Annotated in this window: 15 protein-coding genes; 14 read left to right on the forward strand and 1 reads right to left on the reverse strand. The window is 66.7% G+C overall.

The window, feature by feature from the left end:
* Nucleotides 1-10: 10 nt before the first annotated feature.
* On the reverse strand, nucleotides 11-754 hold the full coding sequence (locus HLA98_RS06215; protein ID WP_057500826.1) for a DUF3011 domain-containing protein: 744 nt from the start codon (nucleotides 752-754) through the stop codon (nucleotides 11-13).
* 159 nt (nucleotides 755-913) lie between these two features.
* On the opposite strand from HLA98_RS06215, the gene aspS reads away from it, so the two are divergent.
* From aspS to tolB, 14 genes are all read left to right on the forward strand, one after another.
* The gene (gene aspS, locus HLA98_RS06220) at nucleotides 914-2,665 is read left to right on the forward strand and encodes an aspartate--tRNA ligase (RefSeq protein WP_057500827.1); all 1,752 of its coding nucleotides are present in this window, start codon (nucleotides 914-916) and stop codon (nucleotides 2,663-2,665) included.
* 16 nt (nucleotides 2,666-2,681) lie between these two features.
* Nucleotides 2,682-3,002 carry a hypothetical protein gene (locus HLA98_RS06225; protein ID WP_049444541.1) on the forward strand — a complete coding sequence of 107 codons (321 nt, stop codon included), beginning with the start codon at nucleotides 2,682-2,684 and terminating at the stop codon, nucleotides 3,000-3,002.
* Nucleotides 3,003-3,033: 31 nt separating this feature from the next.
* On the forward strand, nucleotides 3,034-3,555 hold the full coding sequence (locus HLA98_RS06230) for a GNAT family N-acetyltransferase (protein ID WP_057500828.1): 522 nt from the start codon (nucleotides 3,034-3,036) through the stop codon (nucleotides 3,553-3,555).
* Nucleotides 3,556-3,630: 75 nt separating this feature from the next.
* Entirely contained in the window at nucleotides 3,631-4,263 is a 633-nt protein-coding gene (locus tag HLA98_RS06235; RefSeq protein WP_057500829.1) for an esterase/lipase family protein, read from the forward strand.
* A 177-nt stretch (nucleotides 4,264-4,440) separates the two neighbouring features.
* Complete coding sequence (locus HLA98_RS06240) at nucleotides 4,441-5,172, forward strand: YebC/PmpR family DNA-binding transcriptional regulator (RefSeq protein WP_032128531.1); 732 nt, start codon at nucleotides 4,441-4,443, stop codon at nucleotides 5,170-5,172.
* 105 nt (nucleotides 5,173-5,277) lie between these two features.
* Entirely contained in the window at nucleotides 5,278-5,799 is a 522-nt protein-coding gene (ruvC, locus tag HLA98_RS06245; protein WP_049444534.1) for a crossover junction endodeoxyribonuclease RuvC, read from the forward strand.
* 13 nt (nucleotides 5,800-5,812) lie between these two features.
* A complete protein-coding gene (gene ruvA, locus HLA98_RS06250; protein ID WP_005410756.1) occupies nucleotides 5,813-6,406 on the forward strand; it encodes a Holliday junction branch migration protein RuvA in 594 nt (197 codons plus the stop codon).
* Between the two features lie 49 nt (nucleotides 6,407-6,455).
* Nucleotides 6,456-8,375 (forward strand): potassium transporter Kup, encoded by a 1,920-nt coding sequence (locus HLA98_RS06255; protein ID WP_049444532.1) that lies wholly within the window; start codon nucleotides 6,456-6,458, stop codon nucleotides 8,373-8,375.
* Between the two features lie 328 nt (nucleotides 8,376-8,703).
* Entirely contained in the window at nucleotides 8,704-9,744 is a 1,041-nt protein-coding gene (gene ruvB / locus HLA98_RS06260) for a Holliday junction branch migration DNA helicase RuvB (protein WP_019337543.1), read from the forward strand.
* Nucleotides 9,734-10,165, forward strand: coding sequence for a tol-pal system-associated acyl-CoA thioesterase (gene ybgC, locus HLA98_RS06265; protein WP_049446502.1), 432 nt, complete (start codon nucleotides 9,734-9,736; stop codon nucleotides 10,163-10,165). The genes ruvB and ybgC overlap by 11 nt, the downstream gene beginning before the upstream one ends.
* A gap of 10 nt (nucleotides 10,166-10,175) precedes the next feature.
* Nucleotides 10,176-10,955 (forward strand): protein TolQ, encoded by a 780-nt coding sequence (gene tolQ, locus HLA98_RS06270; RefSeq protein ID WP_006438802.1) that lies wholly within the window; start codon nucleotides 10,176-10,178, stop codon nucleotides 10,953-10,955.
* Between the two features lie 24 nt (nucleotides 10,956-10,979).
* Entirely contained in the window at nucleotides 10,980-11,408 is a 429-nt protein-coding gene (gene tolR / locus HLA98_RS06275) for a protein TolR (protein ID WP_005410751.1), read from the forward strand.
* On the forward strand, nucleotides 11,398-12,453 hold the full coding sequence (gene tolA, locus HLA98_RS06280; RefSeq protein ID WP_057501101.1) for a cell envelope integrity protein TolA: 1,056 nt from the start codon (nucleotides 11,398-11,400) through the stop codon (nucleotides 12,451-12,453). Before tolR ends, tolA begins: the two co-directional genes overlap by 11 nt.
* Before the next feature lie 283 nt (nucleotides 12,454-12,736).
* Entirely contained in the window at nucleotides 12,737-14,056 is a 1,320-nt protein-coding gene (gene tolB / locus HLA98_RS06285) for a Tol-Pal system beta propeller repeat protein TolB (protein ID WP_053443406.1), read from the forward strand.
* Nucleotides 14,057-14,088: the final 32 nt, after the last annotated feature.

Consider the following 14,088-nt stretch of genomic DNA (forward strand, 5'->3'; position numbering starts at 1 on the left):
GACCCTGCACTCACCGCGTGCCGAAGCGCGCGCGACAGCCGTTGCTCACCCATACCTGGCCACGCGAGTAACCCCAGCTGCGGCCTTCCTGGCAGGCACTGCCGGAGAGCTGCTGCTGAAGCACCGGCCGGCCCTGGCGTTCATCCCAGTCGCAGGTCTGCGAGCGATTGTTGTTGCTGCTGCAGGTAACGGAGTAATTGCTGTTGCCGCCGCCCCAGCCACCGCCGCCACCGCCCCAGCCGCGGGCTTCGGCGAATTCCGCGCGGCAGCCATTGCTGACCCAGACTGCGCCGTTGCGCACGCCCCAGGTACGGCCCTCATCGCAAGGGCTGCCGGACAGCTGCCGGACCAGGCGGGCATTGCGCCAACCCACCGGGCAGCTGCGCTCACGGTTGTTCTGGCTCTCGCAGCGGATGGTCTCGCCGGGGCGGCCGTTGTTGCCACCCCAACCACCGCCGTTGCCGCCGCCCCAGCCACCGCGGGCCTCGACGAACTCGGCGCGGCAACCGTTGGTGACCCAGATGCTGCCATTGCGGCTGCCCCAGGAGCGCCCTTCCTCGCAGGGGCTGCCAGACAACTGGCGGACCAGCTGTGCACCGCGCCAGCCGGTGTTGCAGACCCGTTCGCGGTTGCTCTGGCTTTCGCAGCGGATCACCCCGTTCTGCGCAGATGCGGGCGGGGCGGGCAGGGTAAGGGTGCCCAGGGCACCCAGACTGAGGGTCACGGCCAGGCTGGCCAGGGACAGCGGTTTCATGGCGGCATCCCATACGGTGGCAGGTGCCCGACTATAGGGAGGGGGGCGATCAAGCCGGTGTGACTGGCCGGATTTGCCCCGGCCGGGGCCTCGGCCGCAGAATACGAGGCTTTCCGGCCCCCATCCGGTGCCGGCGTTCTCCAGCGGAGCTTCCCCCCCATGCGTACCCACTTCTGCGGCCTGGTCGATGAGACCCTGATTGGCCAGACTGTCACCCTCGCCGGCTGGACCGACGTGGCCCGTAACCAGGGCGGCGTCTGCTTCATCGATCTTCGAGATCATGAAGGCATCGTGCAGGTGACCGTGGAAGTCGACAACGCCGAAGTGTTCGCCGTGGCCGCGTCGCTGGGCTACGAGGACGTGCTGCAGGTGGAAGGCGTCGTGCGTGCCCGCCACGCGGTGAACGACAAGATGCGCACCGGCAAGGTGGAAGTGATCGCCACCGCCATCACCGTGCTGAACAAGGCCGCGCCGCTGCCGTTCCACGCCCACGAGAATCCGGGCGAGGAAACCCGCCTGAAGTACCGCTACCTGGACCTGCGCCGCCCGGAAATGCAGCGCATGCAGCGCACCCGCATCAAGCTGGTGCAGGCGCTGCGCCGCCATCTGGATGAGAAGGGCTTCCAGGATATCGAGACCCCGATCCTGACCAAGGCCACTCCAGAAGGCGCGCGCGACTTCCTGGTGCCGGCGCGCATGCACCCGGGCGAGTTCTACGCCCTGCCGCAGAGCCCGCAGCTGTTCAAGCAGATCCTGATGGTGGCCGGCTTCGACCGTTACTACCAGATTGCGCGCTGCTTCCGCGACGAGGCCCTGCGTGCCGACCGCCAGCTGGAATTCACCCAGCTGGACATGGAGTTCGCCTTCGTCCGCGAGCGTGACGTGCAGGACTTCGTCGAAGACATGATCCGCGCCATCTTCAAGGAAGTGGTCGACGTGCAGCTGGATGCCAGCTTCCCGCGCATGACCTGGGCCGAGGCGATGCGTCGCTACGGTTCGGACAAGCCGGACCTGCGCATCGCGCTGGAGCTGGTGGACGTGGCCGAACTGGTCAAGGACAGCGAGTTCCCGGTGTTCACCGGCCCGGCCAATGATGCCGAGGGCCGCGTCGCCGCGCTGCGCATCCCGGGCGGTGCGTCGCTGAGCCGCAAGCAGATCGACGAATACGCCGCGCATGCCGCCAAGTACGGCGCCAAGGGCCTGGCCTACATCAAGATTGCCGACAACGGTGAAGTCAGCTCGCCGATCCAGAAGTTCTTCAGCGAGGAATCCTTCGCCGCGCTGGTGGCGCACGTCGGCGCCGGCAACGGCGACATCGTGTTCTTCGGTGCCGGTGGCTACAACAAGGTTTCCGACTTCATGGGCGCGCTGCGCCTGAAGGCCGGCAAGGACTTCGGCCTGGTCGCCGACGGCTGGGCGCCGCTGTGGGTCACCGACTTCCCGATGTTCGAGTGGGACGAGGAAGAACAGCGCTACGTCGCCCTGCATCACCCCTTCACCGCACCGGCCGTGGATGACATCGTCGACCTGCGCGCCAATGCCCGTACCGCCGTTTCGCGCGGCTACGACATGGTGCTCAACGGCAATGAGATCGGCGGCGGTTCGATCCGTATCCACCGTCCGGACATGCAGAGCGCGGTGTTCGAGCTGCTGGGCATCGGTGCCGAAGAAGCCCGCGCCAAGTTCGGCTTCCTGCTCGACGCGCTGAACTACGGCGCGCCGCCGCACGGTGGCATCGCCTTCGGCATCGACCGCATCGCCGCGCTGATGGCCGGCACCGAGTCGATCCGCGACGTCATCCCGTTCCCGAAGACCACCGGTGCACAGGATCTGATGACCGACGCGCCGTCGCCGATCGTCGACGCGCAGCTGGCCGAAGTGCACATCCAGGTTCGCCCCAAGACCAACTGATCAGGAGATCCAGGCAATGACCGAGTTTGCGTTTTCGCTGGAGTGGGAAAAGCTGGGCAATGAAGGCTCCGAGGCCAACCTGGTCACCGAGCGTGCACGCGTGTTCGGTGGTTGGCTGGTCCGCGTCGGTACCAACCCGTCGGCCATGGCCCTGACCTTCGTCGCTGACGGCGAAGGTCGCTGGGACGGTGAAGACTTCGGCGTCGAGGATTACGAGGACGACGAAGAGGAAGAGTACGACGAGGACGAGGAAGGCGAGGAAGAAGAGGACGAGGACGAAGAGGAATACGAGGAAGAGGACGAGGAAGAAGAAGCGGAATCGCCTGAAAAGGCTTGACCCGCGCTTCGCCCTGACGTCAACTTCCTGCATGTATTCGATCCGCCGCGCCACCGTGGACGACGCGCCGACCCTGTCGGCGCTGGCTGCCCGCACGTTCACCGAAACCTTCGGCCATCTGTATCCGCCGCAGGACCTGCAGGCCTTCCTCGAGGAGGCCTACACGGTCGAGCGCCAGCGCGTGATCCTGGCCCACCCCGATTACGCGGTGTGGCTGCTGGAGCTGGACGGGGAGGCGGTCGGCCATGCCGCCGCCGGCCCCTGTGGCCTGCCGCACCCGGACGTGAAACCCGGCGACGGCGAACTCAAGCGCCTGTACCTGGTCAAGACGCAGCAGAGCTGCGGCTGGGGCAGCCGCCTGCTGGAAACCGCGCTGGCCTGGTTGGAACGCGACGGCCCGCGCACGCTGTGGCTGGGCGTGTGGTCGGAAAACTTCGGCGCGCAGCGTTTCTACGCCCGTTATGGTTTCGAGAAGGCCGGCGAGTACCTGTTCCCGGTCGGCGACACCCACGATCTTGAATTCATCCTGCGCCGCGCACCGCGCGCGGCCTGACGTTCACCGCCGCTTGCTGCGCGCGCGTGTTCAATTGCCGTACGTTTCTGCCCCGCTGACCGCCAGGCTGTTTGCATGACTCCCCCCGTATTGCTGCTGCATGGCATCTGGAATGCCCGCGCCTGGGTCGGGCCGCTGGCCTGGCGCCTGCGCGCGCGTGGTTTCCAGGTGCACGCGTTCGGTTACTCCTCGGTGTTCGGTGGCCCCGACGTAGCCGTGCCGCAGTTGCTGGAGCGGCTGGCCGATGCCGGTCCGTTGTCGCTGGTCGGCCACAGCCTGGGTGGATTGCTGGCGCTGGAAGCGCTGCGCCGCAATCCGCAGCTGCCGGTACAGCGCGTGGTCTGCCTGGGCTCGCCGCTGCGCGGCAGTGGTACTGCGCGTTCGTTGTCCGAGCACGGCTGGGGGCTGGCGCTGGGGCGCAGCAGCGAGTTGCTGCTGGATGGCCTGCCGGACTGGCAGGGCAAGGCCGAAGTCGGACTGATCGCCGGCTCGGTACCGCATGGGCTGGGCAGCCTGCTGGGGGCCATCGACGATGCCTCCGACGGCACCGTGGCACTGGCCGAGACCCGCCTGCCGGGTCTGGCCGACCATTGCGTGGTGCGCACCAGCCACAGTGGCCTGGTGGTGTCTCCCGATGCCGCGCGGCAGACCGCGCATTTCCTGCGCCACGGCCAGTTCGACCACAGCCGCGACGCGGCGGCGGCATAAAGGGCGGGGCAGGCGGGGCCGCCCTGTAGAGCCGAGCCCATGCTCGGCTGCATTCCCTCGGGCCCATTGAGCCGAGCATTGGCTCGGCTCTACAACAATACGGCCCTAGACACGGTTGCCGCCCCCGATCAGGTAGAATCCGCGCCTTGATCCTGAAGCAGCCAGACGGTAGCACCCATGGGTAGAGGCCCCTCCATCGAAGCCCGCAAGAACGCGTCCGACGCGAAGCGCGGCAAGATTTTCACCAAGATCATCCGCGAGATCGGTGTGGCCGCGCGCGGCGGTGGAGGCGACCCCAACAACAACCCGCGCCTGCGCGTGGCCGTGGACAAGGGCCTGGCCGTGAACATGTCCAAGGACGTGATCGAGCGCGCCATCAAGAAGGCTACTGGTGAACTGGAAGGCGTCGATTACGAGGAAATCCGCTACGAGGGCTACGCCCCGGGTGGCGTGGCCGTGATCGTCGATTGCCTGACCGACAACCGCGTGCGCACCGTGGCCGATGTCCGCCATGCGTTCAGCAAGTGCGGCGGCAACATGGGTACCGAAGGCTCGGTGGCCTTCATGTTCAAGCGCCTGGGCGTGCTCAGCTTCGCACCGGGTGCCGACGAAGAAGCCATCACCGAAGCGGCCATCGAGGCCGGCGCCGATGACATCGTGGTCTATCCGGATGACGGCTCGATCGACGTGGTCACCAGCCCTGACGCGTTCAACGCGGTCAAGGACGCAATGGCCGCCGCCGGCCATGTCGCCGACCACGCCGAAATCACCTTCCGCGCGGACAACGACATCAAGGTCGAGGGCGAGGTTGCCCTGCAGGTCAAGAAGCTGCTGGACATGCTTGAAGACCTGGACGACGTGCAGGACGTGTATTCCAACGCCGAACTCGGCGCCGACGCCTACGCCTGAGCCGTCCTCGACGGCCTGGGCGCGGGCCGTTGAACGGTCACCGCGGACAGTCATGAGCCCATACGCCTGCCAGCGCTTCCCGTTCCGCCCCGCCAGGAGTGCAGCATGACCCGCATCCTCGGCATCGACCCCGGTTCGCAGCGGACCGGGGTCGGCATCATTGATGTCGATGCCACTGGCAAGGTCAGCCACGTGCATCACCAGCCGCTGGTGCTGCTGGGCGCCGACGACTTCCCGCAGCGCATGAAGCTGCTGGTGCTCGGCCTGGCCGATCTGTGCCGGGAATACCAGCCCAGTGAAGTGGCCATCGAAAAGGTGTTCATGGCCCGCAACCCCGATTCGGCGTTGAAGCTGGGCCAGGCCCGTGGCGCGGCGATCTCGGCCGTGGTCCTGCGCGACCTGCCGGTGCACGAATATGCCGCCAGCGAGATCAAGCTGGCGGTGGTCGGGCGCGGTGGCGCCGAAAAGCAACAGGTTCAACACATGGTCGGGCTCATGCTCAACCTGAAAACCAAGCTGCAGGCCGACGCGGCCGACGCGTTGGCCGTGGCAATCACCCATGCCCACGTAAGGGCGACGGCCAACCGCCTGGGGCTCAGTGCCCGCCAGGCCTGGGGTCGCAAATGAGGAGCTGCACGCAATGATCGGTCGACTGCGCGGCATCGTCGCCTACAAGGCACCGCCGTGGCTGGTGGTGGACGTGAACGGAGTGGGCTACGAGCTGGAGGCGCCGATGAGCACCTTCTACGACCTGCCCGAGCTCGGCCGCGAGGTCACCCTGTATACCCATTACTCGCAGAAGGAAGACAGTGTTTCGCTGTACGGCTTCCTGCGCGAAGGTGAGCGGCGCCTGTTCCGCGATGTGCAGAAGGTCAGTGGCATCGGCGCAAAGATCGCGCTGGCCGTGCTGTCCGGCGTCACCGTCGAGGAGTTCGCGCGCATGGTCCAGGCCGGTGATATCACCGCGCTGACCCGCATTCCTGGCATCGGCAAGAAGACTGCCGAGCGCATGGTGCTGGAGCTGCGCGACCGCGCCGCCCAGTTCGGTGCAGGCGGCGCGCTGCCCACCGGCAGCGGCCCCGCGCCGGCCGATCCGCTGTCCGACGCCACCGTGGCGCTGCAGCAGCTGGGCTACAAGCCGGCCGAAGCGGCACGCATGGCCCGCGACGCCTTCAACGAAGGTGACGAAGTGGCCACCGTGATCCGCAAGGCGCTGCAGTCCGCGCTGCGCTGAGCCGCGTCTCTTTCCCTCAACGAACCGCCTGAGCTTCGCCAGGAGACCCATGTCCAGCAGTCAAACCCCGCACGCAGCCGCCCCCGGCGGACATGGCCACGCCCCCTCTGCTGGAGGACTGGCGCTGGTCATCGGTGCGATCGGCGTGGTCTTCGGCGATATCGGTACCAGCCCGCTGTACACCCTGAAGGAGGCGTTCTCGCCACACTACGGGCTCAACAGCGACCACGACACCGTGCTGGGCGTGCTGTCGCTGGCGTTCTGGGCGCTGAACCTGGTGGTGACCCTGAAGTACGTCACCATCATCATGCGCGCCGACAACGATGGCGAAGGCGGCATCATGGCGCTGATGGCGTTGACCCAGCGCACGCTGCGCAACGGCTCACGCTCGGCCTATGTGGTGGGCATCCTGGGCATCTTCGGCGCCTCGCTGTTCTTCGGCGATGGCGTGATCACTCCGGCGATGTCCGTGCTCAGTGCGGTTGAAGGCTTGGAGGTGGCCGCGCCCGGGCTGCATGTCTTCATCGTGCCGGTCACGCTGGTGGTGCTGCTGGCAGTGTTTGCCGCGCAGCGCTTCGGCACCGAGAAGATCGGCAAAGCGTTCGGCCCGATCATGGTGATCTGGTTCCTGTCGCTGGCGGCGATCGGCGTCTACAACATCGTCGATGCGCCGGAAGTGCTGAAGGCCTTCAATCCGTGGTGGGGCATCCGCTTCTTCATGGAGCATGGCTGGCACGGCATCTTCATCCTCGGCGCGGTGGTGCTGGCGGTGACTGGCGGTGAAGCGCTGTACGCGGACATGGGCCACTTCGGCCTGCGCCCGATCCGTCACGCCTGGTACTTCTTCGTGCTGCCGTGCCTGGTACTGAACTACCTTGGGCAGGGCGCGCTGGTGCTCAATCACCCCGAGGCCCTGAAGAACCCGTTCTTCGAGGCGGTGCCGTCGTGGGCGCTGTACCCGATGATCATCCTGGCCACCATGGCCGCGGTGATCGCCTCGCAGTCGGTCATCACCGGCGCATTCTCGGTCTCGCGCCAGGCCATGCAGCTGGGCTACATCCCGCGCATGCGCATCAAGCACACCTCGCACGACACCATCGGCCAGATCTACATCCCGGGCATCAACTGGGGCATCGCGGTGATGGTGTTCGGCCTGGTGCTGGCCTTCCGCAGCTCGTCCAACCTGGCCGTGGCCTATGGCATCTCGGTGTCGGCCACCATGCTGATCGACACCCTGCTGCTGGCCGTGGTGGCGCGCACCTTGTGGCCGAAGTCGCGCGGCTGGCTGTTGCCGCTGTGCGTGGTGTTCTTCATCATCGACCTCGGCTTCGTCATCGCCAACGGCGCCAAGCTGCTGCAGGGCGCCTGGTTCCCGGTGGTGCTGGGCATCTTCCTGTTCACCATGATGCGTACCTGGCGCCGTGGCCGCGAGCTGCTGCGCGATGAGATCCGCAAGGACGGCATCCGCCTGGATACCTTCCTGCCGGGCCTGATGCTGGCACCGCCGGTACGCGTGCCGGGCACCGCGGTGTTCCTCACCGCCGACCCGACCGTGGCCCCGCACGCGCTGATGCACAACCTCAAGCACAACAAGGTGCTGCACGAGCGCAACGTGTTCCTGCACGTGGAAACCCTGCCGATTCCGTATGCGATGGAAGGGCAGCGGCTGAAGATCGAATCGGTGGGCGACGAGTTCTATCGCGTCTACGTGCGCTTCGGTTTCATGGAAACCCCGGACGTGCCGCTGGCGCTGATGCGCTCGTGCGACCACGGCGGCATCTACTTCGACCCGATGGACACCACCTTCTTCGCCAGCCGCGAGACCATCGTGGCCACCGCCAACCGCGGCATGCCGATCTGGCGCGACAAGCTGTTCGCGCTGATGCACCGGAATGCCGCGCCGGCCACGGGCTTCTTCCGTATTCCGGGCAACCGGCTGGTGGAGCTGGGCGCGCAGGTGGAGATTTAATCTCCACCGTCGATTCATCCAGAGATCCATGCACGCATGGCGTGGATCTACCGTGCCGACCAACGGTCGGCACCCACCAAAGCAGAACGCCGTTCCGACAGACCGCAGGAAACTGTCGAAGGCGGGGTGGGTCCGGTTGCGGGGGTGTCCGCGGCATGGATGCCGCGGCCAAGCCCCCAAGGACGGGTTCACGGCGTCCCCCGCGACCGGACCCACCCCGCCATCCCCAGTAGATTCGCAATTGACGTTGACGTTGACGTTGACGTTGCCTCTGCGGGTGCCGGGCGCAGCCCGGCCGAAACCCGTACTTTTGCCGCATAATCAGCACATGACCGACGACCGCATCATCGGCGCCGGCGCCACCCGCGAGGATGACGCCGCCGACGCCAGCATCCGCCCCAAGCGCCTTGCCGACTACCTCGGCCAGGTGCCGGTGCGCGAGCAGATGGAAATCTACATCCAGGCGGCCAAGGGGCGTGGCGACGCGCTCGACCACGTGCTGATCTTCGGGCCGCCCGGCCTGGGCAAGACCACCCTCAGCCATGTCATCGCCAACGAACTGGGCGTGGCCCTGCGGGTGACCTCCGGTCCGGTGATCGAGAAGGCCGGCGACCTCGCTGCGCTGCTGACCAACCTGCAGCCGCACGATGTGCTCTTCATCGACGAGATCCATCGCCTGTCGCCGGTGGTCGAGGAAGTGTTGTACCCGGCGATGGAAGATTTCCAGATCGACATCATGATCGGCGAGGGCCCCGCTGCCCGCTCGATCAAGATCGACCTGCCACCGTTCACCCTGATTGGCGCCACCACCCGTGCCGGCCTGCTGACCGCGCCGCTGCGCGACCGCTTCGGCATCGTCCAGCGCCTGGAGTTCTACAGCGTCGAGGAGCTGACCCGGATCGTGCGCCGCTCGGCGGCCATTCTGGCCATCGACTGCACCGCCGATGGGGCAGGGGAGATCGCACGCCGCGCGCGTGGCACCCCGCGTATCGCCAACCGCCTGCTGCGCCGCGTGCGCGACTACGCGCAGGTCAAGGCCGGCGGCCACATCGACGAGGCCGTGGCACAGGCTGCCATGCAGATGCTGAAGGTCGACCCGGAGGGCTTCGACGAGCTTGACCGCCGCCTGCTCAAGACCATGGTCGACTACTTCGATGGCGGCCCGGTCGGCATCGAATCGCTGGCCGCGGCACTGTCCGAAGAGCGCGGCACGCTGGAAGACGTGGTCGAGCCGTACCTGATCCAGCAGGGCTTCCTGGTGCGTACCGCGCGCGGCCGCATGGCGACTCACAAGGCCTACCGGCACATGGGCCTGAAGCCGAAGAATCCGCCGCAGGACCTGTTCGCGGAGGTTCCCGATGTCGGTTGAGCCACTATTCAGTTGGCCGACACGCATTTACTGGGAAGATACCGACGCAGGTGGCGTGGTCTACCACGCCCGCTACGTGGCCTTCATGGAACGGGCCCGGACCGAATGGATGCGTGCGCTGGGCTACGGCCAGGAGCGCATGCGCGCCGAGCATGGGATGGTCTTCGCGGTGCGCTCGATGCAGATGGATTTCATCAAGCCGGCACGGCTGGATGACACCCTGCAGGTGAGCGCACGCCTGGTCCAGCTGAAGAAGGCCAGCATGGTCTTCGACCAGCAGATCCTGCGCGACGGCGAGCTGCTGCTGTCGGCGCAGGTCCGCATCGCCGCACTGGAAGCGGCCAGTTTCCGCCCGCGCGGCATGGACGAGGCCGTCCTTGCCGTGCTGCAACCCCACCTCCACCCCGAATCCGAACATTGAGGAACAACGGATGATCGCAACGCTCCTGGCCCTGCAGGCCACGGTCACCGAGGCACTGCCGGCCGACGTCAGCAACGCCGCGACCCAGACCCTTGCCCAGGCCACCACCGGCGGCGGCATCAACTACCTCGAACTGATGGCCAAGGCCAGCCTGCCGGTGAAGATCATCGTGCTGCTGCTGCTGGTCGGCTCGTTCGTCAGCTGGGTGATCATTTTCCGCAAGGCCCGCGTGTTCAAGCAGGCCACCCGCGAAGCCGACGAGTTCGAGAACCGCTTCTGGTCCGGCGCCGATCTGGGCAAGCTGTACAGCTCGGCCACCGACCGCAGCCGCAATGTCGGCGGCCTGGAAGCGATCTTCGAAGCCGGTTTCCGCGAATACACCCGCCTGCGCGACAAGCGCCGTCTGGATGGCCGTGCGCAGCTGGAAGGCGCGCAGCGTGCCATGCGCACTACCTATACCCGCGAAGTGGACCAGCTTGAGCGCAACCTGGAACTGCTGGCCAACATCGGCTCGACCGCCCCGTACGTGGGCCTGGTCGGTACCGTGTTCGGCATCATGGTGACCATGCACGACATGATCAGCAGCGGTGCGCAGGCCGGCATCGCCGCCGTCGCCCCGGGCATCTCCGAAGCCCTGTTCGCCACCGCCATCGGCCTGTTCGTAGCGATCCCGGCGGTGTGGGCCTACAACCGCTTCACCACGCGCGTGGAGCGTATGTCGGTGCGGTTCGAGACCTTCGCCGAAGAGTTCAGCTCCATCCTGCAGCGCCAGAGCGCTGGCGACGAGTAAGCGCCTGACCCGGGAGTCCAAGCCATGTCCGCTGCCATCGGTCGCCGCAAGCGCCGCAAGCTGAAATCGGAAATCAACGTCGTTCCCTACATCGACGTCATGCTGGTGCTGCTGATCATCTTCATGGTCACCGCGCCACTGCTCACCCTGAGCTTCGACGTCGACCTGCCGCAGTCCAACGCCAAGGCGCTGGAGAGCAAGCAGGACCCGGTGATCGTCTCGGTGCGCCAGGACGGCCAGCTCAGCCTGAAGCTGCCCGACGCCAAGGAGCCGACCGCCGTGTCGGCCGAGGAACTGGAAGGCCGCTTGGCCGGTATCGCCGCCCAGGACAAGGGCGTGCGCGTGATCGTCGCCGCCGACCGCGCCGTGGCCTATGAAAAGGTCATTGCCGCGATGGACGTGATCAAGCGCGCCAAGGTAGACAAGGTAGGCCTGGCCACCGATGCACGCTGACGCCCTGCCACCCCCGCATCAGCGCGAACCCGGCTGGGGCCTGCCCCTGGCGCTGGCGTTGCTGGTGCACCTGCTGGTTGCGCTGGTCTTCATCGTGGCCTGGCTGTGGTCGCCCCAGCGCAACACCGATGCCGCCGCCGGTGATCCGTCGGTCGAGGCCAGCCTCGCGCTGTCCGCGTCCGAGGCCTCCGCTGCACGCCAGGCCCTGCGCCAGTCGGAAAAGCTGGAGGACCTGCCGCCGCCGGTCGCCGAGCCGATCCCGGTGCCGGAAGACACCATTCCGCCGCCGCAGCCGATTCCCGAGCCGCGCCCGCAGGATGCCCCCACGCCCCAGCAGCAACAGGCGCAGGAGCGTGTCGCACAGCCGGATACCAAGGACCAGGAAGCGGTGAGTGCGCTGGCCATCTCCCAGGAGAAGGCCAAGCAGGAACAGGAAGCCAAACGCCGCCAGGAGCAGATCGACCTGACCGAACGCAAACGCCAGGAAGAAGCGGAACAGAAGCTGCGCCTGGCCAAGCAGCAGGAAGCGGACGAGAAGAAGAAGCAGGCCGAGCAGGAGCGCGTGGCCGCTGACAAGGCCGAGGCCGAGAAGCAGAAGAAGATCGCCGAGATCCGTGCCCGCCGCGAGCAGGCCGAGAAGGAAGCCAAGCTGGCCGAGCAGAAGCTGCGCCAGGTGGCCGCCGCGCGCAATGCTGCCGGCAGTGCCGCCGCCGGCGCCAGCGGTGCCTCCCAGCCCGCCGCCGGTGGTGGTGGCAACAGCGACGATCTTTCGGCCAAATATGCTGCAGCGATCCAGGCCAAGGTGCTGTCGCAGTGGGTGCGCCCGGATACGGTGCCGCTGGGCCAGCGCTGCCAGATCACCATCACCCAGATTCCGGGTGGCACGGTGATGCAGGCCAAGGTCAGCCCGAACTGCCCGTACGACGAGGCCGGCAAGCGTTCGATCGAGGCCGCCGTGCTCAATGCGCAGCCACTGCCCTACCGCGGCTTCGAGTCGGTGTTCGCGCGCACGCTCAACTTCACCTTTACCGCCCAGGATCGCTGAGGCGGGCAGGGCAGGGTGGCTCCCGGCTACCCGCGCCCACGGATGTCGCACTTGCCTCTGGCAGGCCCGGTCTCGACCGGGCAGGCTGTGGGCTGCTGTCGAACACCGTCCTGTGGGGCGGTGTGACCTGGGCAGACGGTGCGATGTTAGCCACGACGTTAACGGTGCGTGAGAGGACGGGCTGGAACTGACCCGGAATTCACGTACCCTTGGTTCATGATTGCGAAGCGGTTCACTTCCGCTTTGCTATCCCTCGTTCCGGTTTCCCCCTATTGAGCGCTCCATGAAAAAGATGCCTCGCTGGCTTGCCGTGTTTGCGGCCCTGTTGCTGCCCTTTGCTGCCGTCGCGCAGCAGAAGGGGCTGGATATCGACATCATCGGCGGCAATGCTTCCGCCCTGCCGATCACCATCGTGCCGATGCCCTACCAGGGTTCGGCGGCTGCACCGCAGACCGACGTCGCCGGCGTGGTCCGCGCCGACCTCGAGCGCTCGGGCCAGTTCCGCACGCTGCCGGAAGCGCAGATCGTCGAAAAGCCCGTGCGTGGCGGCGACATCCAGTTCGCCACCTGGCGCGCGCTGAAGCAGAACTACATCGTGGTCGGCCGCGTGCTCGACGCGGGTGCCGGCGCCTACCGCGTCGAATACGAACTGTTCGACGTGCCCAAGGGCGAGCGCCTGCTGGGCCTGGCGATGACCGCCCGTGGCAATGCCATGCGAGATGTTGCCCACCAGATGGCCGACGCCATCTACGAGAAGATCACCGGCATCCGTGGCGCCTTCTGGACCCGCATCGCCTACGTGACCGCCAGCGGCAAGGGCGACGCCATGCGCTATGCGCTGATGGTGGCCGACTCCGACGGCTACAACCCGCAGACCATCGTGCGTTCGGCCGAGCCGCTGCTGTCGCCGTCGTGGAGCCCGGATGGCAGCAAGCTGGCCTACGTCAGCTTCGAGCGTGGCAATTCGGCCATCTACATCCAGAACATCGGCACCGGTGCGCGTGAGCTGGTCACCAGCTTCCGCGGCATCAACAGCGCCCCGGCGTTCTCCCCGGACGGCCGCAAGCTGGCCCTGACCCTGTCGCGTTCGGGCAATCCGGAAATCTACGTGATGGACCTGGGCAGCAAGCAGCTGACCCAGCTGACCAACCACTTCGCCATCGATACCGAGCCGACCTGGGCACCGGACGGCAGCGCGGTGTACTTCACCTCCGACCGTGGTGGCCGTCCGCAGGTCTACAAGGTCGGCGCGGGCGGTGGCAGCGCCGAGCGCGTGACCTTCCAGGGCAACTACAATGCCAAGCCCTCGGTCTCCTACGACGGCAAGAAGATCGCCGTCGCCCAGGGCTCGGGCAACAGCTACAAGATCGCGATGATGGACAGCTCGCTGGGTTCGCCGCGCTGGAGCACGCTGTCCCCGGGTTCTCTGGATGAATCGCCGAGCTTTGCGCCTAACGCAAGCATGGTGTTGTATGCCGCCCGCGAAGGTGGCCGTGGTGTTTTGTATGCCGTCTCGGCCGATGCGCGGGTCCGCCAGCGCCTGGTCCTGGCCGATGGTGATGTGCGCGAACCGGCATGGTCCCCATACCGTACCCAGCGCTAAAAGAGTGTTAATATTTTCGTTGTCTTGAACCC

The sequence above is a fragment of the Stenotrophomonas africana genome, from assembly GCF_013004645.1.
GTDB lineage: Bacteria > Pseudomonadota > Gammaproteobacteria > Xanthomonadales > Xanthomonadaceae > Stenotrophomonas > Stenotrophomonas africana.